At 45.0% G+C, this 22,351-nt stretch carries 24 protein-coding genes; 13 read left to right on the top strand and 11 right to left on the bottom strand.

The window, feature by feature from the left end:
- The first annotated feature begins 61 nt into the window (after nt 1-61).
- Entirely contained in the window at nt 62-982 is a 921-nt protein-coding gene (locus L4C42_RS03620) for a DMT family transporter (RefSeq protein ID WP_353496415.1), read from the top strand.
- Between the two features lie 116 nt (nt 983-1,098).
- Nucleotides 1,099-2,205: a M20/M25/M40 family metallo-hydrolase gene (locus L4C42_RS03615; protein WP_353496416.1), complete on the top strand. Its 1,107-nt coding sequence runs from the start codon at nt 1,099-1,101 to the stop codon at nt 2,203-2,205.
- A gap of 55 nt (nt 2,206-2,260) precedes the next feature.
- Here the strand turns inward: L4C42_RS03615 and L4C42_RS03610 are convergent, their stop codons facing one another.
- The 3 genes from L4C42_RS03610 to L4C42_RS03600 are packed head-to-tail and all read right to left on the bottom strand — an operon-like array spanning nt 2,261 to nt 3,471.
- Complete coding sequence (locus L4C42_RS03610; protein WP_429759360.1) at nt 2,261-2,614, bottom strand: ribosome recycling factor family protein; 354 nt, start codon at nt 2,612-2,614, stop codon at nt 2,261-2,263.
- Entirely contained in the window at nt 2,593-3,030 is a 438-nt protein-coding gene (locus L4C42_RS03605; protein WP_353496418.1) for a DUF3859 domain-containing protein, read from the bottom strand. The genes L4C42_RS03610 and L4C42_RS03605 overlap by 22 nt, the downstream gene beginning before the upstream one ends.
- A 39-nt stretch (nt 3,031-3,069) precedes the next feature.
- The gene (locus tag L4C42_RS03600) at nt 3,070-3,471 is read right to left on the bottom strand and encodes an AAA family ATPase (protein ID WP_353496419.1); all 402 of its coding nucleotides are present in this window, start codon (nt 3,469-3,471) and stop codon (nt 3,070-3,072) included.
- 142 nt (nt 3,472-3,613) lie between these two features.
- Between L4C42_RS03600 and metA the strand changes: the two genes are divergently transcribed.
- On the top strand, nt 3,614-4,555 hold the full coding sequence (gene metA, locus L4C42_RS03595) for a homoserine O-acetyltransferase MetA (RefSeq protein ID WP_353496420.1): 942 nt from the start codon (nt 3,614-3,616) through the stop codon (nt 4,553-4,555).
- Between the two features lie 46 nt (nt 4,556-4,601).
- Here the strand turns inward: metA and L4C42_RS03590 are convergent, their stop codons facing one another.
- Both L4C42_RS03590 and L4C42_RS03585 read right to left on the bottom strand, forming a co-directional pair.
- The gene (locus L4C42_RS03590; RefSeq protein WP_042499564.1) at nt 4,602-4,853 is read right to left on the bottom strand and encodes a DUF3081 domain-containing protein; all 252 of its coding nucleotides are present in this window, start codon (nt 4,851-4,853) and stop codon (nt 4,602-4,604) included.
- Between the two features lie 96 nt (nt 4,854-4,949).
- Nucleotides 4,950-6,629, bottom strand: a complete 1,680-nt coding sequence (locus tag L4C42_RS03585; protein ID WP_353496421.1) for an AMP-binding protein — start codon at nt 6,627-6,629, stop codon at nt 4,950-4,952.
- A 223-nt stretch (nt 6,630-6,852) separates the two neighbouring features.
- Here L4C42_RS03585 and pilW point away from each other — a divergent pair, with 223 nt between their 5' ends.
- Nucleotides 6,853-7,578 (top strand): type IV pilus biogenesis/stability protein PilW, encoded by a 726-nt coding sequence (pilW, locus tag L4C42_RS03580; protein ID WP_353496422.1) that lies wholly within the window; start codon nt 6,853-6,855, stop codon nt 7,576-7,578.
- Nucleotides 7,579-7,689: 111 nt separating this feature from the next.
- On the opposite strand, the gene rlmF is transcribed toward pilW, so the two are convergent.
- The 4 genes from rlmF to L4C42_RS03560 all read right to left on the bottom strand — a co-directional run bounded on the left by rlmF (nt 7,690) and on the right by L4C42_RS03560 (nt 12,098).
- Nucleotides 7,690-8,745: a 23S rRNA (adenine(1618)-N(6))-methyltransferase RlmF gene (gene rlmF, locus L4C42_RS03575; protein ID WP_353496423.1), complete on the bottom strand. Its 1,056-nt coding sequence runs from the start codon at nt 8,743-8,745 to the stop codon at nt 7,690-7,692.
- Nucleotides 8,729-9,238: a M48 metallopeptidase family protein gene (locus L4C42_RS03570; protein ID WP_353496424.1), complete on the bottom strand. Its 510-nt coding sequence runs from the start codon at nt 9,236-9,238 to the stop codon at nt 8,729-8,731. Before L4C42_RS03570 ends, rlmF begins: the two co-directional genes overlap by 17 nt.
- 170 nt (nt 9,239-9,408) lie before the next feature.
- On the bottom strand, nt 9,409-10,593 hold the full coding sequence (locus L4C42_RS03565; protein ID WP_353496425.1) for a D-alanyl-D-alanine carboxypeptidase family protein: 1,185 nt from the start codon (nt 10,591-10,593) through the stop codon (nt 9,409-9,411).
- A gap of 233 nt (nt 10,594-10,826) precedes the next feature.
- Entirely contained in the window at nt 10,827-12,098 is a 1,272-nt protein-coding gene (locus tag L4C42_RS03560) for a sensor domain-containing diguanylate cyclase (protein WP_353496426.1), read from the bottom strand.
- A gap of 264 nt (nt 12,099-12,362) precedes the next feature.
- Here L4C42_RS03560 and L4C42_RS03555 point away from each other — a divergent pair, with 264 nt between their 5' ends.
- The 7 genes from L4C42_RS03555 to L4C42_RS03525 all read left to right on the top strand — a co-directional run bounded on the left by L4C42_RS03555 (nt 12,363) and on the right by L4C42_RS03525 (nt 18,319).
- Nucleotides 12,363-12,644 carry a hypothetical protein gene (locus L4C42_RS03555; RefSeq protein ID WP_353496427.1) on the top strand — a complete coding sequence of 94 codons (282 nt, stop codon included), beginning with the start codon at nt 12,363-12,365 and terminating at the stop codon, nt 12,642-12,644.
- A gap of 137 nt (nt 12,645-12,781) precedes the next feature.
- Entirely contained in the window at nt 12,782-13,012 is a 231-nt protein-coding gene (locus L4C42_RS03550; protein WP_353496428.1) for a hypothetical protein, read from the top strand.
- A gap of 298 nt (nt 13,013-13,310) precedes the next feature.
- Complete coding sequence (locus tag L4C42_RS03545) at nt 13,311-14,456, top strand: ABC transporter substrate-binding protein (protein WP_418642272.1); 1,146 nt, start codon at nt 13,311-13,313, stop codon at nt 14,454-14,456.
- Between the two features lie 21 nt (nt 14,457-14,477).
- Nucleotides 14,478-16,172: an ABC transporter permease gene (locus L4C42_RS03540; protein WP_353496429.1), complete on the top strand. Its 1,695-nt coding sequence runs from the start codon at nt 14,478-14,480 to the stop codon at nt 16,170-16,172.
- The gene (locus tag L4C42_RS03535; protein WP_353496430.1) at nt 16,138-16,785 is read left to right on the top strand and encodes an ATP-binding cassette domain-containing protein; all 648 of its coding nucleotides are present in this window, start codon (nt 16,138-16,140) and stop codon (nt 16,783-16,785) included. Before L4C42_RS03540 ends, L4C42_RS03535 begins: the two co-directional genes overlap by 35 nt.
- A complete protein-coding gene (locus L4C42_RS03530) occupies nt 16,778-17,383 on the top strand; it encodes a CDP-alcohol phosphatidyltransferase family protein (RefSeq protein WP_353496431.1) in 606 nt (201 codons plus the stop codon). The genes L4C42_RS03535 and L4C42_RS03530 overlap by 8 nt, the downstream gene beginning before the upstream one ends.
- A gap of 180 nt (nt 17,384-17,563) precedes the next feature.
- A complete protein-coding gene (locus tag L4C42_RS03525) occupies nt 17,564-18,319 on the top strand; it encodes a hypothetical protein (protein ID WP_353496432.1) in 756 nt (251 codons plus the stop codon).
- A 111-nt stretch (nt 18,320-18,430) separates the two neighbouring features.
- Here the strand turns inward: L4C42_RS03525 and L4C42_RS03520 are convergent, their stop codons facing one another.
- Nucleotides 18,431-19,381, bottom strand: a complete 951-nt coding sequence (locus tag L4C42_RS03520) for a helix-turn-helix domain-containing protein (protein WP_353496433.1) — start codon at nt 19,379-19,381, stop codon at nt 18,431-18,433.
- A gap of 93 nt (nt 19,382-19,474) precedes the next feature.
- On the opposite strand from L4C42_RS03520, the gene L4C42_RS03515 reads away from it, so the two are divergent.
- Nucleotides 19,475-20,851 (top strand): serine hydrolase domain-containing protein, encoded by a 1,377-nt coding sequence (locus tag L4C42_RS03515; protein WP_418642141.1) that lies wholly within the window; start codon nt 19,475-19,477, stop codon nt 20,849-20,851.
- Between the two features lie 149 nt (nt 20,852-21,000).
- Nucleotides 21,001-21,348, top strand: coding sequence for a YajD family HNH nuclease (locus L4C42_RS03510; RefSeq protein ID WP_353496435.1), 348 nt, complete (start codon nt 21,001-21,003; stop codon nt 21,346-21,348).
- Nucleotides 21,349-21,469: 121 nt separating this feature from the next.
- Here L4C42_RS03510 and L4C42_RS03505 read toward each other — a convergent pair whose 3' ends face one another.
- Nucleotides 21,470-22,237, bottom strand: a complete 768-nt coding sequence (locus tag L4C42_RS03505) for a ferredoxin reductase domain-containing protein (RefSeq protein ID WP_353496436.1) — start codon at nt 22,235-22,237, stop codon at nt 21,470-21,472.
- Between the last annotated feature and the right edge of the window lie 114 nt (nt 22,238-22,351).

The following is a 22,351-nucleotide window of genomic DNA, read 5'->3' as shown; positions in this document are numbered from 1 at the left end:
ATATTCATAAGCTAGCATAGTAGAACATATACTTGCATTGAACTTTATTACAACGACGCATATGGAAACAAATTTCGCTAACAAGATCTCATTTCATTGGGCAATCATAGGATTACTCGTAGTTTCAATCGTTTGGGGCACAAGCTACGGTGTGTCCAAACAAATATTGAATCAACTCACTGTGGTCGAACTGCTTTTGATTCGGTTTGTTATTAGCTGCGCCGTCCTGCTGAGCGTTATCTATTTCAAGCAACAAATCAGAATGTTCACTTCGCAGTGGCGTCGCTACCTACAAGTCGGCATTTCCACTGGGCTTATCTTAAGCTGCATTTTCTTAACCGAAACATGGGCGGTTAAACTGGTTCAAGCTGGGCAAGTCGCTGTATTGATTAGTCTATGCGTGCTCTTTACACCATTACTCGAAACTGCATGGCTCAAAGTCAAACTTCCCAAAGGAATCATGCTGTTTTGCAGTATAGGTTTTACTGGCCTGGTGATGATAGCAAGCCCTAGTGAGCTGAGCATAGATCTTGGGGTTGGTTTGGTGATCATCGCAGCCCTACTTCGAGCCGTGATGGTCGTTACGTGCCGTAAAGCATTTACTAAAACACCATTGCAAATAGAAATTATCACCCTAATTCAACTGTCAGTAGTTACGCTTATCAGTTTCTGTCTCGTCCTATTAGATTCAGAGAGACCCGCACTGATAAGAACTCTACAAACACTCAATAGTCAGGATTGGGCGAGCCTACTCTATCTAGCGCTTTGTTGCACATTACTGGCGTTCTTTGTACAAAATTACGCAGTGAAACACTTGCCAGCTAGTCAGGCATCATTACTTATGGGTACTGAGCCAATGTTTGGTTTGCTGTTTGCTAGCCTGTTCCTAAGTGAAACCATGACCCCAGTGCAATGGTTAGGGTGCTTCATTGTCATAACCACTACGATTGCAGCTTGTTACAAATTTTCAGCACAAAAATAGTCCAAAAGACAGTCAGATTGACTGCAAGGCGACACTTTTATTGATTTACCTCAGGTCTTAGGATGTTCAGTAACGTGTAAAGTGGTCTTCCCTGTTTCATAACGTGAAGTGACCCCATGACTCAAGTAAATACAGAGCGCCTCGTAAACCATTTTTGTGAACTAGTAAAAATCGACAGTGAATCTGGCAACGAAAAAGCCGTTGCTGAAGCGATTGCTGAGCAACTTGGTGAGCTAGGCTTTGTGGTAAGCAAATTGCCAGTACCAGAGCAATACACCAATGGCTTTAACGTCTACGGACGCTTAGAGGGCAAACAAGAAGGCAGCATCGTCTTCAGTGCTCACATGGACACAGTCACACCGGGCATCGGTATCGAGCCTATCATCGAAGATGGCATCATCCGCTCAAAAGGCGACACGATCCTTGGTGGTGATGACAAGTCAGGTATCGCGGCAGTGATGGAAGCCGTTCGTTGCTTACAGGAGCAAAACCGCGAACACAAAACGATTGAAGTTGCATTCACGGTTCATGAAGAAGGTGGTCTGTTTGGATCTGAGCATTTCGACATGTCTTACATTCAATCGAAAAACGCTATCGTATTGGATACAGGCGGTCCTATCGGCACTATCGTTACTGGTGCACCTGGTCAGCAAAAAATCGTCGCTAAGATCAAAGGTCGTCCAGCTCACGCAGGTCTTGCGCCAGAAGAAGGCATCAGTGCCGCTATGGTTGCAGCGGACGCTATCGCTAACATGAAATTACTGCGCATCGACGAGCAGACCACAGCAAACATCGGTTCAGTACACGGCGGTCAAGCAACAAACATTGTTATGCCTGAGCTAACAGTCGTTGCAGAAGCGCGCTCTCTAAATAGCGACAAACTTACTGCTCAAGTTAACCACATGGTTGAGACATTCCAAGCATCAGCAGAGAAGTTTGGTGCAGAGGTGGAGATTGAGTCAACTCGCGCTTACGACGCGTTTGTTATCGCTGAAGATGATGCTCACGTTCTGAAAATCAAAGAAGTGTTTGCGTCAAACGGTGTTGAAGCAAACACTAAGCATACAGGCGGTGGCAGCGATGCTAACAACTTCAACGAGAAAGGTTTAACGACAGTAAACCTATCTACAGGTATGTCTAAAGTGCACACCACAGAAGAGTTCATCGCTGTTGATGACATGGTGAAGATCACCGACTTTGTGATTAGCTACGTAACCGCTTAATCATACAGTAAAAATAGAAGCCGCCTCTGCTCACAGCGAAGCGGCTTTTTTATCATCACAAATCTTCAAATTCATCAATCGCAGCGCGAGCCTCTGCCAGCGTGCACCCAGATTGATACATCAAATCAGCGACCGTGATCTCAGGCTCCCGCTCAAGGACTTCTTGAATGGGTGACTTGTAGCCATCTAGCACTTTATTTATCGCAACAGAAATCCAGCCGACATTGGCCTCGATGGAAAATTTCAATAATGCAGAAGGCTCTCCGCTCAGTGTCCAGTTGCGTGAGCGTCTAATACGTTTTAGCGTACAGCCATACTTCACAGCACAGGCCATGACGATAGCTTTATCTTCAACGCGGTGAACAAAGCTATTCAGCTTTACCGACACTAAAAACCGCGACGTTTCCAAAACTGACCTTCATCTCTTGCTGTGACTTTAAAGGTTTTTTCTGCGATGGTTTTACCCTGCATCTCGATCACCATGCGCCAATCGCCTAAGTTACTCTCAAAGCCATTGATAGGATCAAGTAACTGAATAGTATCGCCAAGGTAGAAGTCCCAGTCATTGCTACCGACGTGTTCATCGCCATCAAAAGGCGCTAACACCTGCCCTTTTTTACTCAGCACGCCAGGGTGATAGATACAATATCGAACCTTCTCCCCTTTGGCCTTTTTGATGTTCACAATAAAGCCAAACTCAATATGCTCATCCGCAGGTACGATAGTTGTGAATTCTTGAATTTTAGGGAGATCTTTGGAGCCTGAATCCCAAGTGGAGTAAATGCCATAAGAGGTCATTTCTACGACAGGTGAACGCTTCGCCATGGTAAATTTTCTTTTATTTTTCTGTTCTAATGGTTGGGGTTAATCTTGCCAGCGTTTTTGCATAGACGCTATGACATCATCACTAACACCATGAATATTTAGATACCGACCTCGGCAAACGATGATCTCTAGTTCAGCCTTATAACGCTTAGCGAGTATTTTGTAAGCTTTCATCTCCCACAAGCGAACAAACGTATTGGCGACCACCACGTCTTGATTGTCCGCAAGCGCAGATTCCACTTGTTTTTGGCACCAATCATGGGCGTCGGCGATTTTGCTCACATCATAATGATACTCGCCATCAGCATTCAAAAAATACATATCGGCCTCGTAGTGAGCCGCATTGAACGTCTTGGCTAAGGTACTTTTCCCAGAACCAGGTAAGCCACGAATGAGCGTTAGTTTCAAACTCGTTTCCGCTATCAGTTTATGCAAAGGCATTATTGTACCTTGTCTTGGCATCATTAGTAGCGCACTTGCACACTAACGTAAGCTAAAATTAATTATCGACAAGAAATAACGTTTGCGTTAATTTAGATGTATAGACGTCCAGAAGACCAAAACAGAGCTTAGGGAGAAAGCTGTGCCAATTAAGATCCCCGATCAACTGCCTGCATCAAATGTATTGCAACAAGAGAACATCTTTGTAATGTCGGAAACACGTGCGGCGACTCAAGAAATTCGCCCACTTAAAGTGTTGATCCTCAATTTGATGCCAAAGAAAATTGAAACTGAAACTCAGTTTTTGAGGCTACTCTCTAATAGCCCACTGCAAGTTGATGTAGAGCTACTGCGCATTGATGATCGCCCAAGTAAAAATACGCCAACGGAACACCTAGACACCTTCTATCGTCAGTTCGAAACCATCAAAAACCGCAACTTTGATGGACTGATTATTACTGGTGCACCACTCGGTCTCGTACAGTTTGAAGATGTGATTTATTGGGAGCATCTACAAACCATCATGAACTGGGCAAGCAAACACGTCACGTCAACACTTTACGTGTGTTGGGCGGCACAAGCGGGCTTGAAGCTACTGTTTGATCTTCCAAAGCGCACGCGAAAAGAAAAGCTATCCGGTGTATATCACCATGAAATCCACGATCCACACCACCCTATCCTTCGCGGTTTTGACGACACCTTTTTAGCACCGCACTCCCGATACGCTGACTTCTCACCGGAGTATCTAGACTCACACACGGATCTCGATATTCTTGCAACCTCTGATGTCGCTGGTGTGTATCTTGCGGCCACGAAAGATAAGCGAAATGTATTCGTAACAGGTCACCCTGAGTATGATTCTCATACGCTACATAATGAATATGTGAGAGATTTGGGGGAAGGTATGGAGCCAGCTATTCCAATTAACTACTACCCTAACAACAACCCAGACAATAAGCCGATTGCTAGCTGGCGTAGCCATGGTCATTTGCTGTTTGCGAACTGGCTTAACTACTGTGTTTACCAGCAAACACCTTACGATCTTGACCACTTTAGTGAAGCTGCATTTACAAAAGACGAATAGCCTTCATCTGCAATGCCTCCCTTTAAGGAGGGAGGCATTAGGTATTTCACTTCGCTAACATCGCGACTTTCTTTAAAAAACTATCACGTAAGTGCTCTTGGTCGTATTCAAGGTGATAGGTATTGTGAAAACCCACTTTAAGTTCCACACCATTACCCCGCATATAAACGTTGTACCCATCGTAATCGGAATAGGCTTCAACGCCTTCGTAAATTTTGCCAAATTCGGTGTCTGTACCGTTCTCCATCACCGCGTCATACGCTCGAAGAATTTTGTTGGGATCAAGTTCGTTTCTCATCGCTATCTCCTTCAAACAAAAAAAGCCACATTTAAAGTGTGGCTTAGTAGTGCGTATTGCGCCAGTTTGGTGGCTAATTGATCTGAAAATTCAGTTCTACTGATCGCGTAGCTCGCGCCTTAAAATCTTGCCTACGTTGGTTTTTGGCAGCTCATCCTTAAATTCAATAAAGGTTGGAATCTTATAGCCGGTCAAATGTTTACGGCAGTGCTGCTTAATTTCATCCGCAGTCACGTTGCCGTTAGCAACGACAAACAGCTTCACCCGCTCGCCGGCAATATCATCTGGAATACCGACCGCAGCCGCCTCAGTCACTTTCGGATGTAGGGTTGCAACTTCTTCAACTTCTGTTGGGAACACATTGAAGCCAGACACGAGAATCATGTCTTTTTTGCGATCTTCAATGTAGAAAATGCCTTCCTCATCCATTCGGCCAATATCACCAGAATAGAGCCAACCGTCTTCTGCGAGGATCGCTTGGGTTTCAGCGTCTTGCTTCCAGTAGCCTTTCATCACCTGTGGGCCGCGAATTTGTATTTCACCCACTTGATTCACTCCAAGCGCCTGACCCTGATCATCAACAATACGCAGTTCAGTACTTGGCAACGGCACTCCAACCGCTGCCACGTAGGCTTGTTGAGTATGTACACCGCCCGCTACGACAGGTGAACATTCTGTCAGACCATAGCCCTCAATGATTGGCATTCCCGTGATTCTTTGCCATTCCTCTGCAACATGCTTTTGAGTCGCCATGCCGCCAGCAATGGTGAATTCTGCGTTAGAAAAATCGAGCGTTTTAAACTTCTCATGCTTGTTAAGCGCCGCAAGCAAGGTATTCAAACCAAAGATCATGGTAAACGGATACTTGCTCAAGTCATTGACAAAGCTGTTTAGATCACGAGGGTTAGTGATCAATAGATTGCTTGCCCCCATGTACATCATCAGCATCATGCTGACCGAGTTAGCAAAAATATGATAAAGCGGTAATGGTGTCACTGCGCGCTCTTGCTCTTTCGCAGTGCGCGGACCAAAATGTCCAAAAACCTGAAGCACATTGGCAATAATGTTGCGGTGTGTCAGCATCGCGCCTTTAGCGAGCCCAGTTGTCCCACCTGTATATTGCAAGTACGCCAAATCATCACGGGTTAATTCTGGCGCAACAAAGGTCATTTGTTTGCCATCAGTCAATGCACGACGAAGGGAGATAGCACCTGGTAAGTTGTATTTAGGAACCATCTTTTTTACATACTTAACGACAAAATTCACCAAGGTGCGCTTATGAGGCGCTAGTGCATCACCGATACTGGTTAAAATCACGTGCTTGATGCTGGTCTTTTCAATCACTTGTTGCAAGCTATTGCCAAAGTTGGTTACCGCAACAATGATGGTGGCGCCTGAGTCACGAAGCTGGTGTTCAAGCTCACGCGGTGTGTACAGCGGATTGACGTTCACTACCACAAGACCTGCTTTTAGCGCACCCAAGATAGCAATAGGATATTGCAGAAGGTTTGGCATCATCAGTGCAATGCGATCGCCCTTTTTAGCGTGAAGCTCCGTTTGCAAATAGGCCGCAAATGCTTCGCTCTTTTCATTCAATTCACGATACGTTAGAGAATGCCCCATGTTCACAAATGCAGTGTTATCGGCAAACTTCTCAAAAGGCGCTTTAAACATCTCATTGATGTTGGTGTACTGGTCAACATCAACAAATTCAGGCACATCACTTGGGTAAGTCTTTAGCCAAGGTTTATGTCCGTTTCGGTTCGCATTGCTCATCAAATTCATACCTTCATAGTTAGACCTAGCTACTTTATCTAAGAAGGGGTGACGACTAAAGAATTGAGTGATTATTCTAATTTGATCGCTTGTTTTATAAGCAATTATGTCATTCAGAGATCAGAGTTTGTGCTGTGTGTCGCAGCAACATACCTTCACCTCCCCGAGAGTTCAGCCCCGCTTTTAGAATAATCACAACTATCAATTTATGAGCTAGAAACGAATGAAACTCAGTTTGGCAATGCTATCTACGCTTTTTATTTTGTTTACATCAGGGTGCGTGACTGTTAGTGAAGAGTCTAAGGTGACAGCAGCCCCAATGGATGCCGCCGAAACGCGCATTGAACTTGGGCTTGCGTACATGAAAAGAGAGCAATACAGCCGTGCCAAACAAGACTTCGAAAAAGCGCTGGAGTTCGCTCCTAAGTACTACCGAACTCACCTTTCTATGGCTTATTATTTCGAGGCTGTAGGTCAGTTTGAACAAGCCAGCGATGCTTATCAAACCGCGCTACAAGTCGCGCCAAGTAATGGTGAAGTCTACCACAACTACGGTACTTTTCTTTGTAAACGCGGTAAATACGATCTAGCTGAAACAATGCTAGTCGCAGCCACAGAGCAGCCAAATTACTACCAAATCGCCGAAAGTTACGAGAACGCGGGCTTGTGTGCCCTCAAAGCAGAACGGTCAAATGAAGCAAGAAGGTTTTTTGAAAAATCATTAGAGCATGACCCTTATCGGCCCAACGCGACTATTCAGCTTGCAGCCATTGAAGTTAATGCCGGCGATTACAGCAAGGCGCGCGCGAGACTTTTAAAGTTCCATCATAGATTTGGATTTCAAAAACCGAGCTTGACCGTGCTTCGTAATTTAGAGCGAAAGGTTGGGAATGTGGTTATGGCTGAGAAATATCAAGCGCTGTTAGATGACTTAACAAATGATAGTTAACGGGCGTGGAGTTGGCTCGCACAAACTGAGGACAACACTCGCTGACAACGATCCTCGCTTTCACGAGGATGACGCTGCCTTATGTAACCAATAGCATCAATGAATAGCTACTTACAACAAATGCCCACTCACAGCCAGACGTTGCTCGTGACTCATAAACGACCATGCCAAAAAACGGCTTTTCTTCTGGCCTTGAGCCATTTCTTGGATCAGGACATGTGTCGCACCCAACTTTTCTAGGCGTTTTTGTAATGGACGAATATTGTCCTTCTTGGAAAGAAGGGTCGAGAACCAAATTACTTGATGTGCGAACTTCTTACTCTCGTTTGCCATATTCAGAACAAATGCTTCCTCACCACCTGGACACCAAAGCTCCGCATTCTGGCCGCCAAAATTGAGCCCTTCACTCTTTTTAGCTGGCTGACTCTTTTCCTGAGACAGATCGCCACGCTGTTCTCTATTTTTCGCTAGATTGGCATTCTTGCGCTCAGTCCCCTTCTGGGCATCTTCCGCAGACTTATGGAATGGAGGATTGCAGGTTGTCGCGACGAACACATCACCATGTTGAATCACGCCTTCGAAAATATGTTCACTTTGGCTTTGGTGTCTTAACTCAATTTTTCTCGTCAGTTTACCATTGAGTGTGACATTGTTTTTTGCGCTTTCTAGCGAGCCTTCATCGACATCGCTTCCTACCCAGTTCCAGTGGTATTGCGTCGCACCAACAATCGGATAAATACAGTTTGCGCCAACACCTATATCCAAAGCTGTCACTTTAAGCCGTGCCCTTGCTGGACGTTCTTGCATTAGGTCGTATTGGAGCCATTCGTTGAGTCGGTGAATGTAGTCTGCACGTCCTGGGATTGGTGGACACAAATATCCATTTGGAATATCCCAGTGGCTTAAACCGTAATACGTTTTTAGCAGCGCCCGATTGAGCACTTTTACTGACTCGGGATTAGAAAACGCAATGCTCATATCGCCATGTGGGTTTTTCACCACATGGTCTGCCAATCCAGGTTCCGCTTCAATCAGGCGCTTAAAGTCATAACGGCCTTGGTGTTTGTTGTTTGCATGAAGCCCACTCGCACTTCGCTTGTCGACAACCATTGTCGAGGACTTATCTTGCTTACGAGGTCGTTGGTTAGATTTATTTTGACGAGTCATTGAGAAGTTCTTTATAGATCATAAAAAGGCGCGCATCGAACTCAAGCTGATGGTAGTCAGGTTCCATATGACAACATAGTTGATAAAACGCTTTATCGTGGTTCTTTTCTTTGATGTGGGCGAGTTCATGAACCACCAGCATACGCAGCAGAGGCTCTGGTGCATCTTTAAACACGCTAGCGATGCGGATCTCGTTCTTTGCTTTAAGTTTGCCACCATGTGCGCGAGAGATATAGGTATGCAGACCAAGCGCATTGTTGATGAGATGGATCTTATTGTCCCAAATGACTTTCGAGATAGGCGGCGTTTTTTTCATGTAACGCTGCTTAATGTCCATAGTGTAATCGAAGAGTGCTTTTTCGCTCTTAATTTGATGACGTTGTGGAAAGCGGTTTTCAAACCATTGAATAAAACGCCCCGACGACACCATACCATCGATCTGCTCGACAAGGTGTTGAGGATAACCTGAGATGTACTTGAGATATGGGCTCATAACCATTGCGGTGTTGCTATCAAAGAGCACGCTATTCTAGCGAGGCTAAGAGTTGAAATAAAGAACATATGTAATTGGTCACGAACATTAATGTCGAAACACGCTGCGAATAGATCCCCGCCTGCGCGGGGATGACGGACTTTATAATGCTTACGTCCTATTTGTCTGGACTACTGCTCCCAAAGATCCTTAGCATCAGTGAATAGCGACTTAAACCAAAGAACAACCGTATCCCACACACGCTTGAAGATAGAGCCTTGTTCCACCGTCGATTTAGCGACTAAAGGTTCCGTGGCAATGTCATCGCTACCTACTTTCCAAGTGACACTGCCGATAATGTCTCCTTGATTGATTGGCGCGATTAGAGGGGCAAATACCTCGACCTCCTTAGAAACGCCACGGCTATTCCCTCGAAGGTAGGTGGCGTAGACGTCTTGTTCAAAGCCTAAAGGAATCGCACTACTTGCTCCCTTCCAGACTTTTGCCGTCACTTCAATCGCATCCGATTCTGCGAGCTGGTCAGTCTCATAGAAGCGGAAACCGTAGTTAAGCAACTGCCTTGATGCTTCAACACGAGTCTGAGCGCTTGGGGTACCCATCACTACCGAGATAAGTCGCATTTGTCCTTGGGTTGCAGAGCTGACCAAACTGTATCCTGCTTCGGAGGTATAACCGGTTTTCCCACCATCCACATTGAGTGAGTTGTCCCAAAGCAATCTATTTCGGTTGTACTGCTTAATGTCTGCCCATACAAATCGCTTCTCGGAGTAGATCTTATAGACCTCTGGCACATCCTCGATAATACGCCTCATCAATATCGCCATATCTTGCGGGGTGGTGTGGATGCCTTGTCCATCCAAACCGTGTGCGTTGATAAACTGAGAACTATTCATTCCTAAGTTAATAGCCCACTGATTCATCAGTGCCACAAAGCCATTTTCAGTCCCAGCAATATGCTCTGCTAAAGCAACCGCTGCATCGTTACCCGATTGAACAATCAACCCTCGCATCAAATCGGCAACCGTTACATCATCACCTGGCTTAATGAACATCTTTGAAGAGTCTGGAAACTTAACTGACCAAGCATTTTCACTAACACCAACCTTGCTATCCCATGCTGTTCGACCAGATGCTATCTCCATACCGACGACATAAGCCGTCATCAGCTTGGTTAAACTCGCCGGTGCGAGTGCAGCATCTTGATTGCCTCCAACGATGATCTCTCCCGACTGATAGTCCATTAGGACATAGCCTTTGGCATTCAATGAAGGTGGGTTCGGTGTGACCAACGCGAAAGCCGTCGCCGATGAGCAAAGCGCTAACGACGCAAGCAAAACAGACATTGGTTTTCTCATCTCACGGACTCCTTATAGTGTGAGTACTTCGCCGTCTCTGCTGGCTTGAAAGGTCAAGCCTCGCCGCCAAATTGGTGGATAAGAATGCAGCAGGATGCGAAGCTAAAAATTGATAACCTCTACCCACAAATTAGAATAAAAACGGCAACTTGGCTTAGTTTTTTTGTAAGAAATTCTGCATCTAGAGAATAAAGTGCAGTTTAAGGAGAGACACCACTATTCGTAGTCTTGCTTCAGTCGCTATCTATATCGAGAAAATAACAAGCGGACCCTTCGCGCGTTTTAGCGACGTACATCGCTTTGTCCGCAACACTCACTGCACGGACACAATTGAGTTCTTGGCTATCACAAAGGGTTGCGCCCAAGCTGACATTAATAGGAATAAGTTCAGACTCACCGATATCAATAGGGTGTGAGGTGACTTGTAGAATATGATGGGCAATGCTTAACACATGTTCACGACTGTTAAGTCCTGGCAATACTATTAAAAACTCATCACCGCCCAAACGGCCGACCAAGTCGGATTGCCGAGTAAAGTCTTGCAATCGCTTAGCGAACTCGGTCAGTATTTTGTCACCCACTACATGACCATGCTGGTCGTTTAAAGATTTAAAGTTATCAATATCTACATACATGAAAGCTATTTTCTCGCCCTTTTTACGGCACTCACCTGCTAGCTGCTTGAGTTGAGACTCTAACAATCGCCTGTTTGCCAGATTGGTGAGTGGGTCGAGGTTTTGCGCTTCAATAGCTTTGAGCTGTTGCTCTTTACGCTCGGAAATATCTCGCACAATCGCTATCAAGTACTGCTGTCCATCAAAGTCAACCATATTCACGCTGGCTTCAATAGGGATCTCTTTTCCATCCTTACGTCTGTGTGTCGCCTCAATGCACGCCTCTCCGTTTAGTCGCATCCGGCTAACGTGCTCGCTCCACGTCGTCTCCTCGCAAAAACGAGGGTTAATATCAATCACCGATAGCTGAAGCAGCTCTTCTTTACTGTAACCAAGTCTCTTATACGCAAGCTCGTTACAATTAAGAATGTGGCCATATTCCATTTCTGCAACATAGATTGCATCTGAGCCCTTTTTGACCATATGGTTCAAGAGTAATTCCGCCGCATGAGACTTCCTCATCGCTGACATATCAACGATCTGAGACACAAAATGATGCACCCTTCCGACTTCATTAACATCAGCAGCAATGTTGAGCTGAGCAACAAGGGTGTAGCCTTTTTTGTGGCGATAACGTTTCTCAATCTGTATTGGAGTGAAAGGCTCTCGACTCAATTGGCTACGAATGCGCTGATTAAGCGCTAAATCATCAGGGTGAGTCATCATCACATCGTTAGACATTAATTCATTGCGTGAATAACCAAGAAATTGGCAAAGTGCAGGGTTAGTATAGAGTAAACGGCCTTTTGGGCAGGTAATGGCGGTTGGAATCGGCGTCACGTCGAACAAACGCGATATAGACTCATCGAGTCTCGCAATAGGCTTGTCCATAAGCTCCCTCCTTACCGCACGTGGACTACAATCATAGTAGCCGAATTGTGCTTTCCTAAACGACAATCGTGTAGCTCCACATCTTTAATCCATTACATATTGCATCAGTTTCAAAAGCTTCTCCCACTCAACAAAGCCGTTATTAACTAAATACTCAAAATTGAGACAATCTCAAACAACTGTTAGTTTTAACTCCAAAGGAGAATATTTTCATCAGTGTCGATCGCCTATGATGTCGCTATCATTTCTTCTCGGTTACTCTGTATGAGTCGCAAACCAACCCTAGCAGAAGCGACACAGCTTCTGATTCAACAAGTCAAAGATGAACTGCCTTTGTATGATCAAGACACCTTCGTTTGTGGACCCAACAATACCTGTATTGGGTGCCCTAAAAAGTTATTGGAGTTGGTGGAAACCGATGTCAGTTATTGGGAAAGTGCATTGGTGCGCAGCATAGCACCAAACTTTGAGCAGTTTCGCCGCTTCGCTAAACTTTGCACTAGCGTAAGACGCGGCCTCGTGCGCAATGGAATTGTCGAGAAATAATCACTCCGACACATCAGATACTATCCACTGAAATTTTTTCTCTCTAGCTCTGGTCTTATATTTCTGCTTCATCGTATCAAGTTCGGTAACGCCAAAACCAGTTTCGTCTCATTGAATCAAGGCAAGGAGCACAGAGTATGTCAACTAAGGTCAAACTTTATTCCGGGGAGAGCCGCTCACCACTCTGTCAAGCCAGCCTTGAGTTTTATCAACTCAGCATGCTACTCGACGAGCTTTCATCTGAGACTGAAGTGCAGGAGTGTGACTACGCACGCGTTGATGTTTATGAAGGCGGACATTTAGTACGTTCTTATCGTACTTGTTCAAAAACGCGAGTCGAACGTCTTTTACACCATCATTGGCAATAGGGCACCTAGTGCCATCTCATTGTTTCCCAGCGACAAGTCATTACAAAAAAGCCTTGCTGCTTATTGTTATAATGTTTTTTAACAAATCTTGAAATTTTGCATATCATGCAACGGTCTCGTTCGTTGAATCTAATTTTGTGATAGCCCTATTGTTCGAGCAAAGGGTATTGATAAACGTGCTCTAACCTTTACTATCATTTACTTACACCTAAATGGTTTGTTCCATTTTTTGGCAAGGTTAGCCACACACTATAAAGATACGGACACCAGCATGAAAAATTCTATGTTCAACACGTCAATGTTTTCTTCCGCCGCGTTAATTGCCGTAGCGCTCAGCACATCCAGCGCTTTCGCTGAAGAAAAATCTTGGGAAAACATCGTCAAACAAGCGGAAGGTCAATCCGTTTACTTCCACGCTTGGGGAGGAAGCCAAGAAATCAACCGCTACCTTCAGTGGGCAGGTAAAGAACTAAAGGCTCAATATGGCGTAGATTTCAATCACGTCAAAGTTACCGATATCTCAGAAACGGGTTCACGTTTATTAGCAGAAAAAGCAGCCGGTAAGAGCGACGGTGGCAGTGTCGATATGGTGTGGATTAACGGCGAAAACTTTAAATCTATGAAAGATAATGCCTTACTTTACGGCCCATTTGTATCCACGCTACCAAACTGGCAGTACGTAGACAAATCCCTCCCTGTCGATAGCGATTTCTCTGAACCGACTGAAGGGTTGGAAGCCCCTTGGGGTGTCGGCCAGCTGGTTTTCATCCACGACACGCAAAGCCTGAATAACCCACCAGTGTCTTATTCCGAAATGCTCAATTATGCTAAGGCATTTCCGAACAAGTTAAGCTACCCTAAACCACCTGAGTTTCATGGCACCAGTTTTCTAAAATCGCTATTAATCGAGCTCACCGACAACGATCCATCCTTGGCTAAGCCGGTTTCAGAGGCGGATTTCGAGATTGTCACCCAGCCGCTTTGGAACTATCTAGACGAATTTCATAAAGTCGCTTGGCGCGGTGGTAAGCAGTTCCCTGCAGGCACAGCAGAAACCATTCAATTGCTTGATGATGGTCAGTTAGATCTTGCTCTCACATTTAACCCTAACGCTGTTTTTTCCGCTCAAGCTAGCGGGAATCTAAGCGATACGACAAGTGCTTATGCAATGGAAAGTGGCGCTTTATCCAACATCCATTTCCTTGCGATACCATGGAATGCCAATGCCAAAGAAGGGGCGTTGGTGGCGATTAACTTCTTATTGAGTCCTGAAGCGCAATCTCGTAAAGGCGACATCAACATTTGGGGCGATCCATCTGTCCTCAATAAACAGTACCTAAAAGGAAGCGCCGCTAAGACTCAACAATTTAAGTCAGTAGCAGAGCCTCATCCGAGCTGGCAAAGCGCACTTGAGCAAGAGTGGCTCAAACGTTACGGCAGCTAACGGAAGATTAAGTTAACGATTATGCTAAGGCTGTTGTACGCCATCTTGGTTGTTGTCTGCATTCTCCCTACCATACCCGGTTTGGCGGGTGTGGTAGTGACCTCGCTCGGTTATATTCCTCCGCTCAACCAGAATGAGTTTACCTTTACCGGATTTGAGAGTGTTTTCGCGTGGCAAGGTGTCGAGAAGTCCATCACACTCACTTTCACCACTGCTATTGTGAGCAGCTATTTAGCTTGTTTCCTCTCTTTTTCCATTATCGCAGCAAGTTGGAACAGCCGTTGGTGGAAGAAGATTGAACTGGCGCTATCGCCACTTCTAGCACTGCCGCACGTCGCGTTTGCTATCGGCTTTGCATTTCTGTTCGCACCAACAGGATTTGGAGCACGCATACTTGTCGAGATCTTTGGAATTAGCAGCCAATCTGCGCCTTGGTTGGTAAAAGATCCCTACGGTATCGGCCTGACCTTGATGCTTGCCATCAAAGAGGTTCCCTTTCTTCTTTTGATGAGTATTCCTATATTGCGCCAACTGAAGGTGTGTGAATCATTGAAGATCGCCTCATCGCTTGGTTACTCCGAAGCCGCTGCATGGTGGAAAATCATCCTGCCTCAATGGTTTGCCAAAATTCGTTTTCCAATGCTCGCTGTCATCGCGTATAGCTTGTCTGTAGTGGATGTAGCCTTGATTATTGGTCCGACTAACCCGCCCACGTTTGCTGTTCTTGTATGGCAGTGGTTTAACGATCCCGACCTCAACCTACTTCCAAGAGCCAGTGCAGGTGCCGTGATTCTGTTTGTCATTGCGTCACTGCTGATAGGGTTGGCTAGACTGGTCGAGTTTATCGTCGTCAGATACGCTAATCGCTGGCAATACTCTGGACGTTACGCGATTCGTCTTCCAGGAAAGTCACTGTTTGTGGTTATTGTTGGCATCGTCACCGTTATGATACCGCTCACCATCCTTTGGACCTTTGCTCAACGCTGGCGCTTCCCTGATCTATTGCCATCTCGTTATACCATGAGGTTTTGGGAGTACGAATGGGAAGGAATGACCAGCGTAGTCAGCCAAAGTATGACGATCGCTATAATATCAGCGTCTATTGCACTAATACTTGCCATCGTTGGTCACGAGTATCGAAACAAGTATCGACTGCAAGTACCCGGCTACGTTATTGCGATTCCAATGCTACTTCCACAGCTTAGTATTTTGTTTGGCTTGCAAGTAGCGACCTTGATGCTCAATGACAACGCTTATCTATTGTGGGTGTGTTGGTCTCACGTATTTTTCGCCTTTCCATTTGTTTATTTATCCTTAGATGGACCTTGGCGAGGGTTCAACGACCAGCTTACAAAAGCGTCCATGAGTCTGGGTAAAAGTCCACTCTACACTTGGTTTCACGTCAAACTGCCATTATTGCTTCCTGCCATAATTTTTGCTTGGGCGATTGGTATTAGCGTGAGTCTAGCTCAGTATTTACCAACACTAGTGCTCGGTGCAGGGCGTGTAGCGACCATTACAACCGAAGCCGTTGCTCTCTCAAGCGGATTCGATAGACGTGTCACTGCGATATATGCCCTATTCCAAGCTCTACTGCCTCTGCTCTTTTTCACCATTGCGGTGCTGGTTAATCGCCTTCACACCCGATATCGCCGAATTAAAATTAAAGGATTGTTAGTTAATGACGCTCTTGCTAGAAAACCTCGCCATCCGTAAGTGTGATGGTGAGGTGCTGTTTTCTAATTGCAACTTCTCTATCGACTCAGGAGCTATTCTGACTTTGATGGGACCTAGTGGCTGTGGTAAGTCGACCTTGCTTGATGTCGTCGCCGGTCACCTTGCTCCTGAATTCACATACTCTGGAAAGATCCAACTCAACGGACAGCGAATCGACACCTTGCCTCCTCACAAACGTCGCGTCGGCATACTGTTCCAAGACGATTTGCTGTTTCCTCATCTTAATGTGTGGGAGAACCTAGCGTTTGCTCTGCCTAATCAGATCAAAGGTTCAAATCGTAAGGATCAAGCGATGGAAGCACTGAGTAAAGTCAAGCTTTCTAAGCTTGCCGAGCAATACCCCGAGCAACTCTCCGGAGGTCAACGAGCGCGAATCAGCTTAACCCGTATGCTACTAGCAAAGCCCGAGGTTGCTTTATTAGATGAACCATTTAGCAAGCTTGATAAGGAGCTGCGCGTGCAATTTCGAGACTGGGTAATGGATCAGTTAAAACAAGCCAACGTCCCTACTCTAATGGTGACGCACGATGAAGATGATATCCCTCAAGGGAGCCAAGTGCTTAAATGGCCATGGGAGATTACTCATGCTTGATCGTTTAAGTATCAAAGTCATTCGTTGGCCATTATCGCAATCGGCGAGAGTATTAAATAAGGCTGGCGTTACCGCAAATCAAACTACGTTGTTCGGCTTTGCTCTTGGCTGCCTAGCCTTCCCTGCTCTTGCTTTTGAGCAATATTCACTCGCGCTTGCCCTCATTATTCTTAATCGTGTTTGCGATGGCTTAGACGGTGCGCTTGCGAGAATTCAAGGAATCAGTGATGCCGGAGGCTTTCTCGATATCAGTCTCGACTTCTTGTTTTATTCGCTGATTCCGTTTGGTTTTGTCATCGCGAATCCTGAACAAAATGCTATCGCTGGAGCGTTTTTGATATTTTCATTCATTGGCACGGGTACCAGTTTCTTAGCATTTGCGGTGATGGCAGGAAAGCGAGGTATTGAAAACCCGATTTATAAGCATAAATCGCTTTACTACATGAGTGGATTGACCGAAGGAACAGAAACCATCGGCTGTTTTGTGCTGCTTTGTTTATTCCCACAGCATTTTTCGGCTATTGCATTCGTCTTTGGTACTGCTTGTTGGTTTACCACGTTTACACGTATTTATTCTGGATTCCATACATTACGGTAGAGCCTATCGCAATGTATCAGTCGAGGTATTAGAGCGTCAGAGTTTCTCTGGCGCCCACCTTAGGCACTAAAGCAATTCAAGTAAGCACAATTTCTCTCTCATTCTCAATGGCAGAAATTGACCTATTTAACAATAGTCACATACTCTATAGTCCCGCCCTTAATACAATAAGGGTGCTACATGAGAACTTTAACTAAAAAAATCGTCTTAACATCAATGTGTTGCATGAGTGTCCATGCAACTTTTGCAAATGAGACAGAAGCGAAAATCGATCCTTCGGATATTACTGCGGTCAATACCTCCGGCTACTTGGGTCTCAATAATCAGGGCGATCTCAAGTTATCTACTTCGATAAGTTTAACTAATGGTGGCAGCTCAAGTATGTCCATGGGTACACTCGAGGCCAGTATTGATAATCAAGGAAACTATAAAGACAGTCGCCTCCAGTATTTCCAGGTTTTTAGCACCACTAATAGCGTTGCGCCTAAAGTGGCCGCATCGATCGATATTATCGATAATCAAAACTTCACAACAGGTGCATTAGGTGCCGTTTCAATGGTTAATCCTGGTGTCAAAAACTTAATGGGTTTTGCTCGTGTCGGCTTACTCGGCGGTAAATACGATTCAGATTTCACGCGTATGATGGGAGAATCCGATGAAGGTATCGTTGGTGGTATGGCTGCTATTTACCTAAGTTATAAGACCGGAGAAGATGGCACGTATATAATGCTCAATCCTGAATACACGTATCTAGACGGTAGCATTGACACATCCATTGTCAAAACGTCCCTCATTCTTGGCACGCCAATTTCTAGTGACGGGAAAAATTGGGCACAATTCAAAATAGAAAACTCAAGTGGGCATATGACTTCTTCCAGTCAAAAAATCGACATCAATGACACCGTTACTTGGGCATTTTTCAAAGCTTATTTCTAATCTCTGTTTGGCAGATTTCATCGTAAAATTTGGTTGAAGCATAGCGATAACATGGACGTTTCGTTTGTAGCCCCATCAATCATTCTATTCACGACATCCCTATCTTACTCATCAAAGTTTTCTTTTTCTAAACTGCGAAGGCGTGCAATCATTCCACGATTTGAAGGCTCGATTAAAGTTTGATAAATCATTGTACCCACAACGCCAAGCGACATCTTGAGGCATCAACCGCTCTACGACTAGCAAGCGCTTTGCATGTTGATTTCTCACTTCATCTCTCAAGGCCTTAAATGATGTTCCATTGAGCTCTAGCCGGCGATGCAGTGTTCTAGTAGAGAGCCCTATCAAATGACCGAACCATTGAACGGTAAAACAGGGTAATACCGCATAGGTGGCAGATAGCCTTCGTATCCGAGTTATCCAGTCTAAGTCTCTTCCATCATCTCGAACAGGTGTAAAGTTGCTGCTCAACGGCACTTGAATAGCACCATTGGGATGATTAAATGAATAGATATTGTTATCAACGGCGTTGTTGTCAGCTAAGTGAGCGGGAAAGCTCATAAATACACGCTTGGGCACCCACGCTTCGTTTATAAATTGGCGGCACAGTGACACGAGTGCAAACGTTCGAAACCACTCTGATTGATCATATCCCACCGATTTTGAAGAGTACGCACTCCGATGACACAGAAACCATAACCCATCTATTTTTTCTGTCCAAACAACCACATGGCTGTTTAACTGGGGCATAATATCGATCAGCTTATGCATGCAAGCTTCGATATCACCACACTCACTGATTTCTCTATCTAGAGCTGGAGAAATATCAACAAGTGACAGTGACTTCCCGACTTCATAACCAAGATTTTTTTGTGTCATGCGGTTCATTTCCAACAGAAAATTCATCACTTGGTCTGATGGCAACCAAAGCGAATCCATGACCCCATCAATCGGTATGTTGTGTTTATCTGCTGTCTCTGTCCAGTAGATACCATGTTTATCAAAATACTCGATAAAGGGACGTAAGTTTTCCGAAAGCGTCGTATTAATTTGATTGTGCATTCCGTCAACTCTCCTCGATGGCAGTAAATGACCTATATCCAATAGTACTCCAACATTATAGTAGCGGCATACTAATTACTCAGGAACATGAAGATGAAAGTTAAACCAATCGTACTTGCACTGACCGCTGCTATCACATTATCGAATACTGTACTGGCGAATGAAAACACGACAACATTAAACCCAGTCGAGGCAGCCCTTCAGGTCGAAGGAGCACTTGTTACCGTTCCTGTAAAAGAGGCTAAAAGTGCTGCAACGCCTGCGTTCACTGAAGCAGCTCGAAACGAGTTTAATAACTTCCACTGGCAAATGGGTGGCGACCACGCTCTTTACTACAACATGCACATGAGTGAGTTCATGCCAACCGCGTTCGCCGCACCAAGCGAACACTACAAACCGTTAGTTAAAGACATTCAAAGTCAACTTGGCGACCTAAAAGTTAACACAGAAACCAAAGGTGAATTGACCATGGACGAGTACCTTGCTGATGAGCAATTCCGTACTCAGGGCTTCATGCTCATCCACCATGGTAAGATCGTATACGAGGCATACCCAGGCATGAAACCTACAGATTCGCATATCTGGGCATCAGCAGCGAAAACCACAGTCGGAACCGTCGTCGCGATGTTGGTAGAAGAAGGTAAAATTGATCCCGAAGTGAGCATCACAAAATACGTACCCGAACTAAAGGGAACAAATTGGGACACGATCACTGTTCACAATGTATTAAACATGGCGACCGGCCTAGATAATGAAGAGACTCTTCAATCTATCCTTAATCCTGACTCAGATGTCGTGCGCTTTTTCGCCGCTTCGTTTAACTCTCCCAGAGCTAAAACGGGTGAGCTCGAAAGTTGGATGAATGTCGCCAAGGGTGCACAAAAGCTCGAAGGTGAAGAACCGGGTGACCATTTCCGTTATGCGTCTATCAACACTATGGTTCTCACCAAGATGGTAGAAAATGTTGAGAATAAAACATGGACTCGTGTATTCGAAGATCGTGTTTGGTCGAAAGTAAATGCTCGCCAATCAATGAAATTCAATCTAACACCTGATGGGATGGCTATCGCAGTAGGACTGGTTTCTACCACGGTCGAAGATATGGCGAGATGGGGTACCTTATTTACACCAAGCTGGAGCGCCGTGGCAGACGAACCTGTTGTTTCACAAGCCGTGATTGATCGTATTCGTAGCAGTGGCGACAAAAAAGCATTTGTTGGCACAGAAAAAGAAACCTCATCTATCCATGCTTACAATGAGAAAGCCGATTACAATGCTTATCAGTTCGACTTTATTTTCGATGATGGTGCGATGTCTAAGAGCGGTAACTTAGGCCAATTTATTTACATTGACCCTGCACGTGATTTTGTTGGCGTCATGTTCTCAACGAACCCATACCATTCTGGTTTCGGTGAGAATAAAGGGCCTGCACTTATGCGCGCAGCTGCGAAAACCCTTGCTGACAAATAGATAGCTTATTTGTTATCACCCGATTAAGACAGATTCTGTTGTTTCTCTCACTACTCTTCATAGGCTCTAGAAGCAAGCTTTAGTGGTTCAATCAAAACACTATGGTATTATTTGAACTATTAAGCCTAGTACTGTTATGAGAGTGAAGTATGTCGTCAGATTTTTATGGAAGCAGCGCTGCCTACGCGCGCAAAGAAAGTGATTACCGCGAAAAAGCGCTCAAGCTCTACCCTTGGGTGTGTGGCAGTTGCGCGCGCGAGTTTGTGTACTCCAATCTACGAGAACTAACTGTTCACCACAAAGATCACGATCATACTAACAACCCTGAAGACGGCAGCAACTGGGAGTTGCTGTGCCTTTACTGTCATGATCACGAGCATTCAAAGTACACCGAACACGATTTGTACGGTAGTGAGGTGAAACCGGGAGAGGACAATCATCAGGCGGCGACGCACAATCCATTTGCCGGTCTTGCGAATATGATGAAGAAGAAGTAGTGGCTCATGTAAACAAAAAGAAAGAGGCGCAGTCCTCTTTCTTTTCGTCATGATCTTTATAGTAAATAGGCTCTATCCAAATCTATTCATGCCCGCCTTTGTTGCTCCCCTATTCTTCGTACTAGAGTCTCGGTGCAAATTCAAATACGTCTGAGTAACAACTCGCCTCTTCCAAGCCGTTAGATTTAAGCTGGTCAATTGTGCCGTAAACCATTTTTTCCGAGCCACACAAATAAACACTGGCATCTTTAAGATCTGAAAAATCTTGTTGTATCACTTCATAGAGAAAGCCCACCCTTCCCGTCCAGCCTAACTGTGCAGATTCTAAAATCTCGGTGAATCTCAAATTTTTATATTGCGTTGCCCAATCATGAAACAGTTCTAAAAGGAAGAAGTCCTCGCGGCTGCGATTAGTCCAATAGATATCAATAGGTGTTTCGGGACTTTTATGTAAAATTTCTTCGGTTATACATTTAATTTTCGATATTCCTGAACCCGCCGCCACCAGCAGATGAGGCGTGTCGAGTTCGGTCTGTAGAAACGCTTTTCCCATAGCCAGCATGATGCTTACTGGCTTTTGGTTAGTTTTCAGTGCAGCCAAACAGTCAATAACTTTACCAGAGAACTCGCTAGTACATTGTATAATCAAGCACACCCGATTTGGCTGTTCAGGATCTAGTCGGCTGGAGATGGTGTAAGAAAGCCATAGCGGTTTATCATCTTGATTCACATCAAGTTCAAGCTTCAAGTATTGCCCCGCTCGGTAGTCTAGCGATGTTTCCTTTGGCGCGAGAAGTTCAATTAAGTAGGTGTGCTTATTCAATGGCACAATATCCGTCACACTGACTGAGTGACGCGCAATGGGGAGCTCTGTAGTTTCATTGTTCATAATTCTCTGTCCTAGAAATCACTTTCCTTGAAAGCTTGTCCGTTAAAGTAAGCCATTCGATTAACGGACAGACTAGAGCAGTTTTCAGATGATCAAAAGTGATATAATATAAAC

Source organism: Vibrio wakamikoensis, assembly GCF_050337275.1.
In the GTDB taxonomy this organism is placed as follows: domain Bacteria; phylum Pseudomonadota; class Gammaproteobacteria; order Enterobacterales; family Vibrionaceae; genus Vibrio; species Vibrio chaetopteri.
The sequence above is the reverse complement of the archived record's forward strand: the minus strand, read 5'-3'. Positions and strand labels throughout refer to the sequence as shown.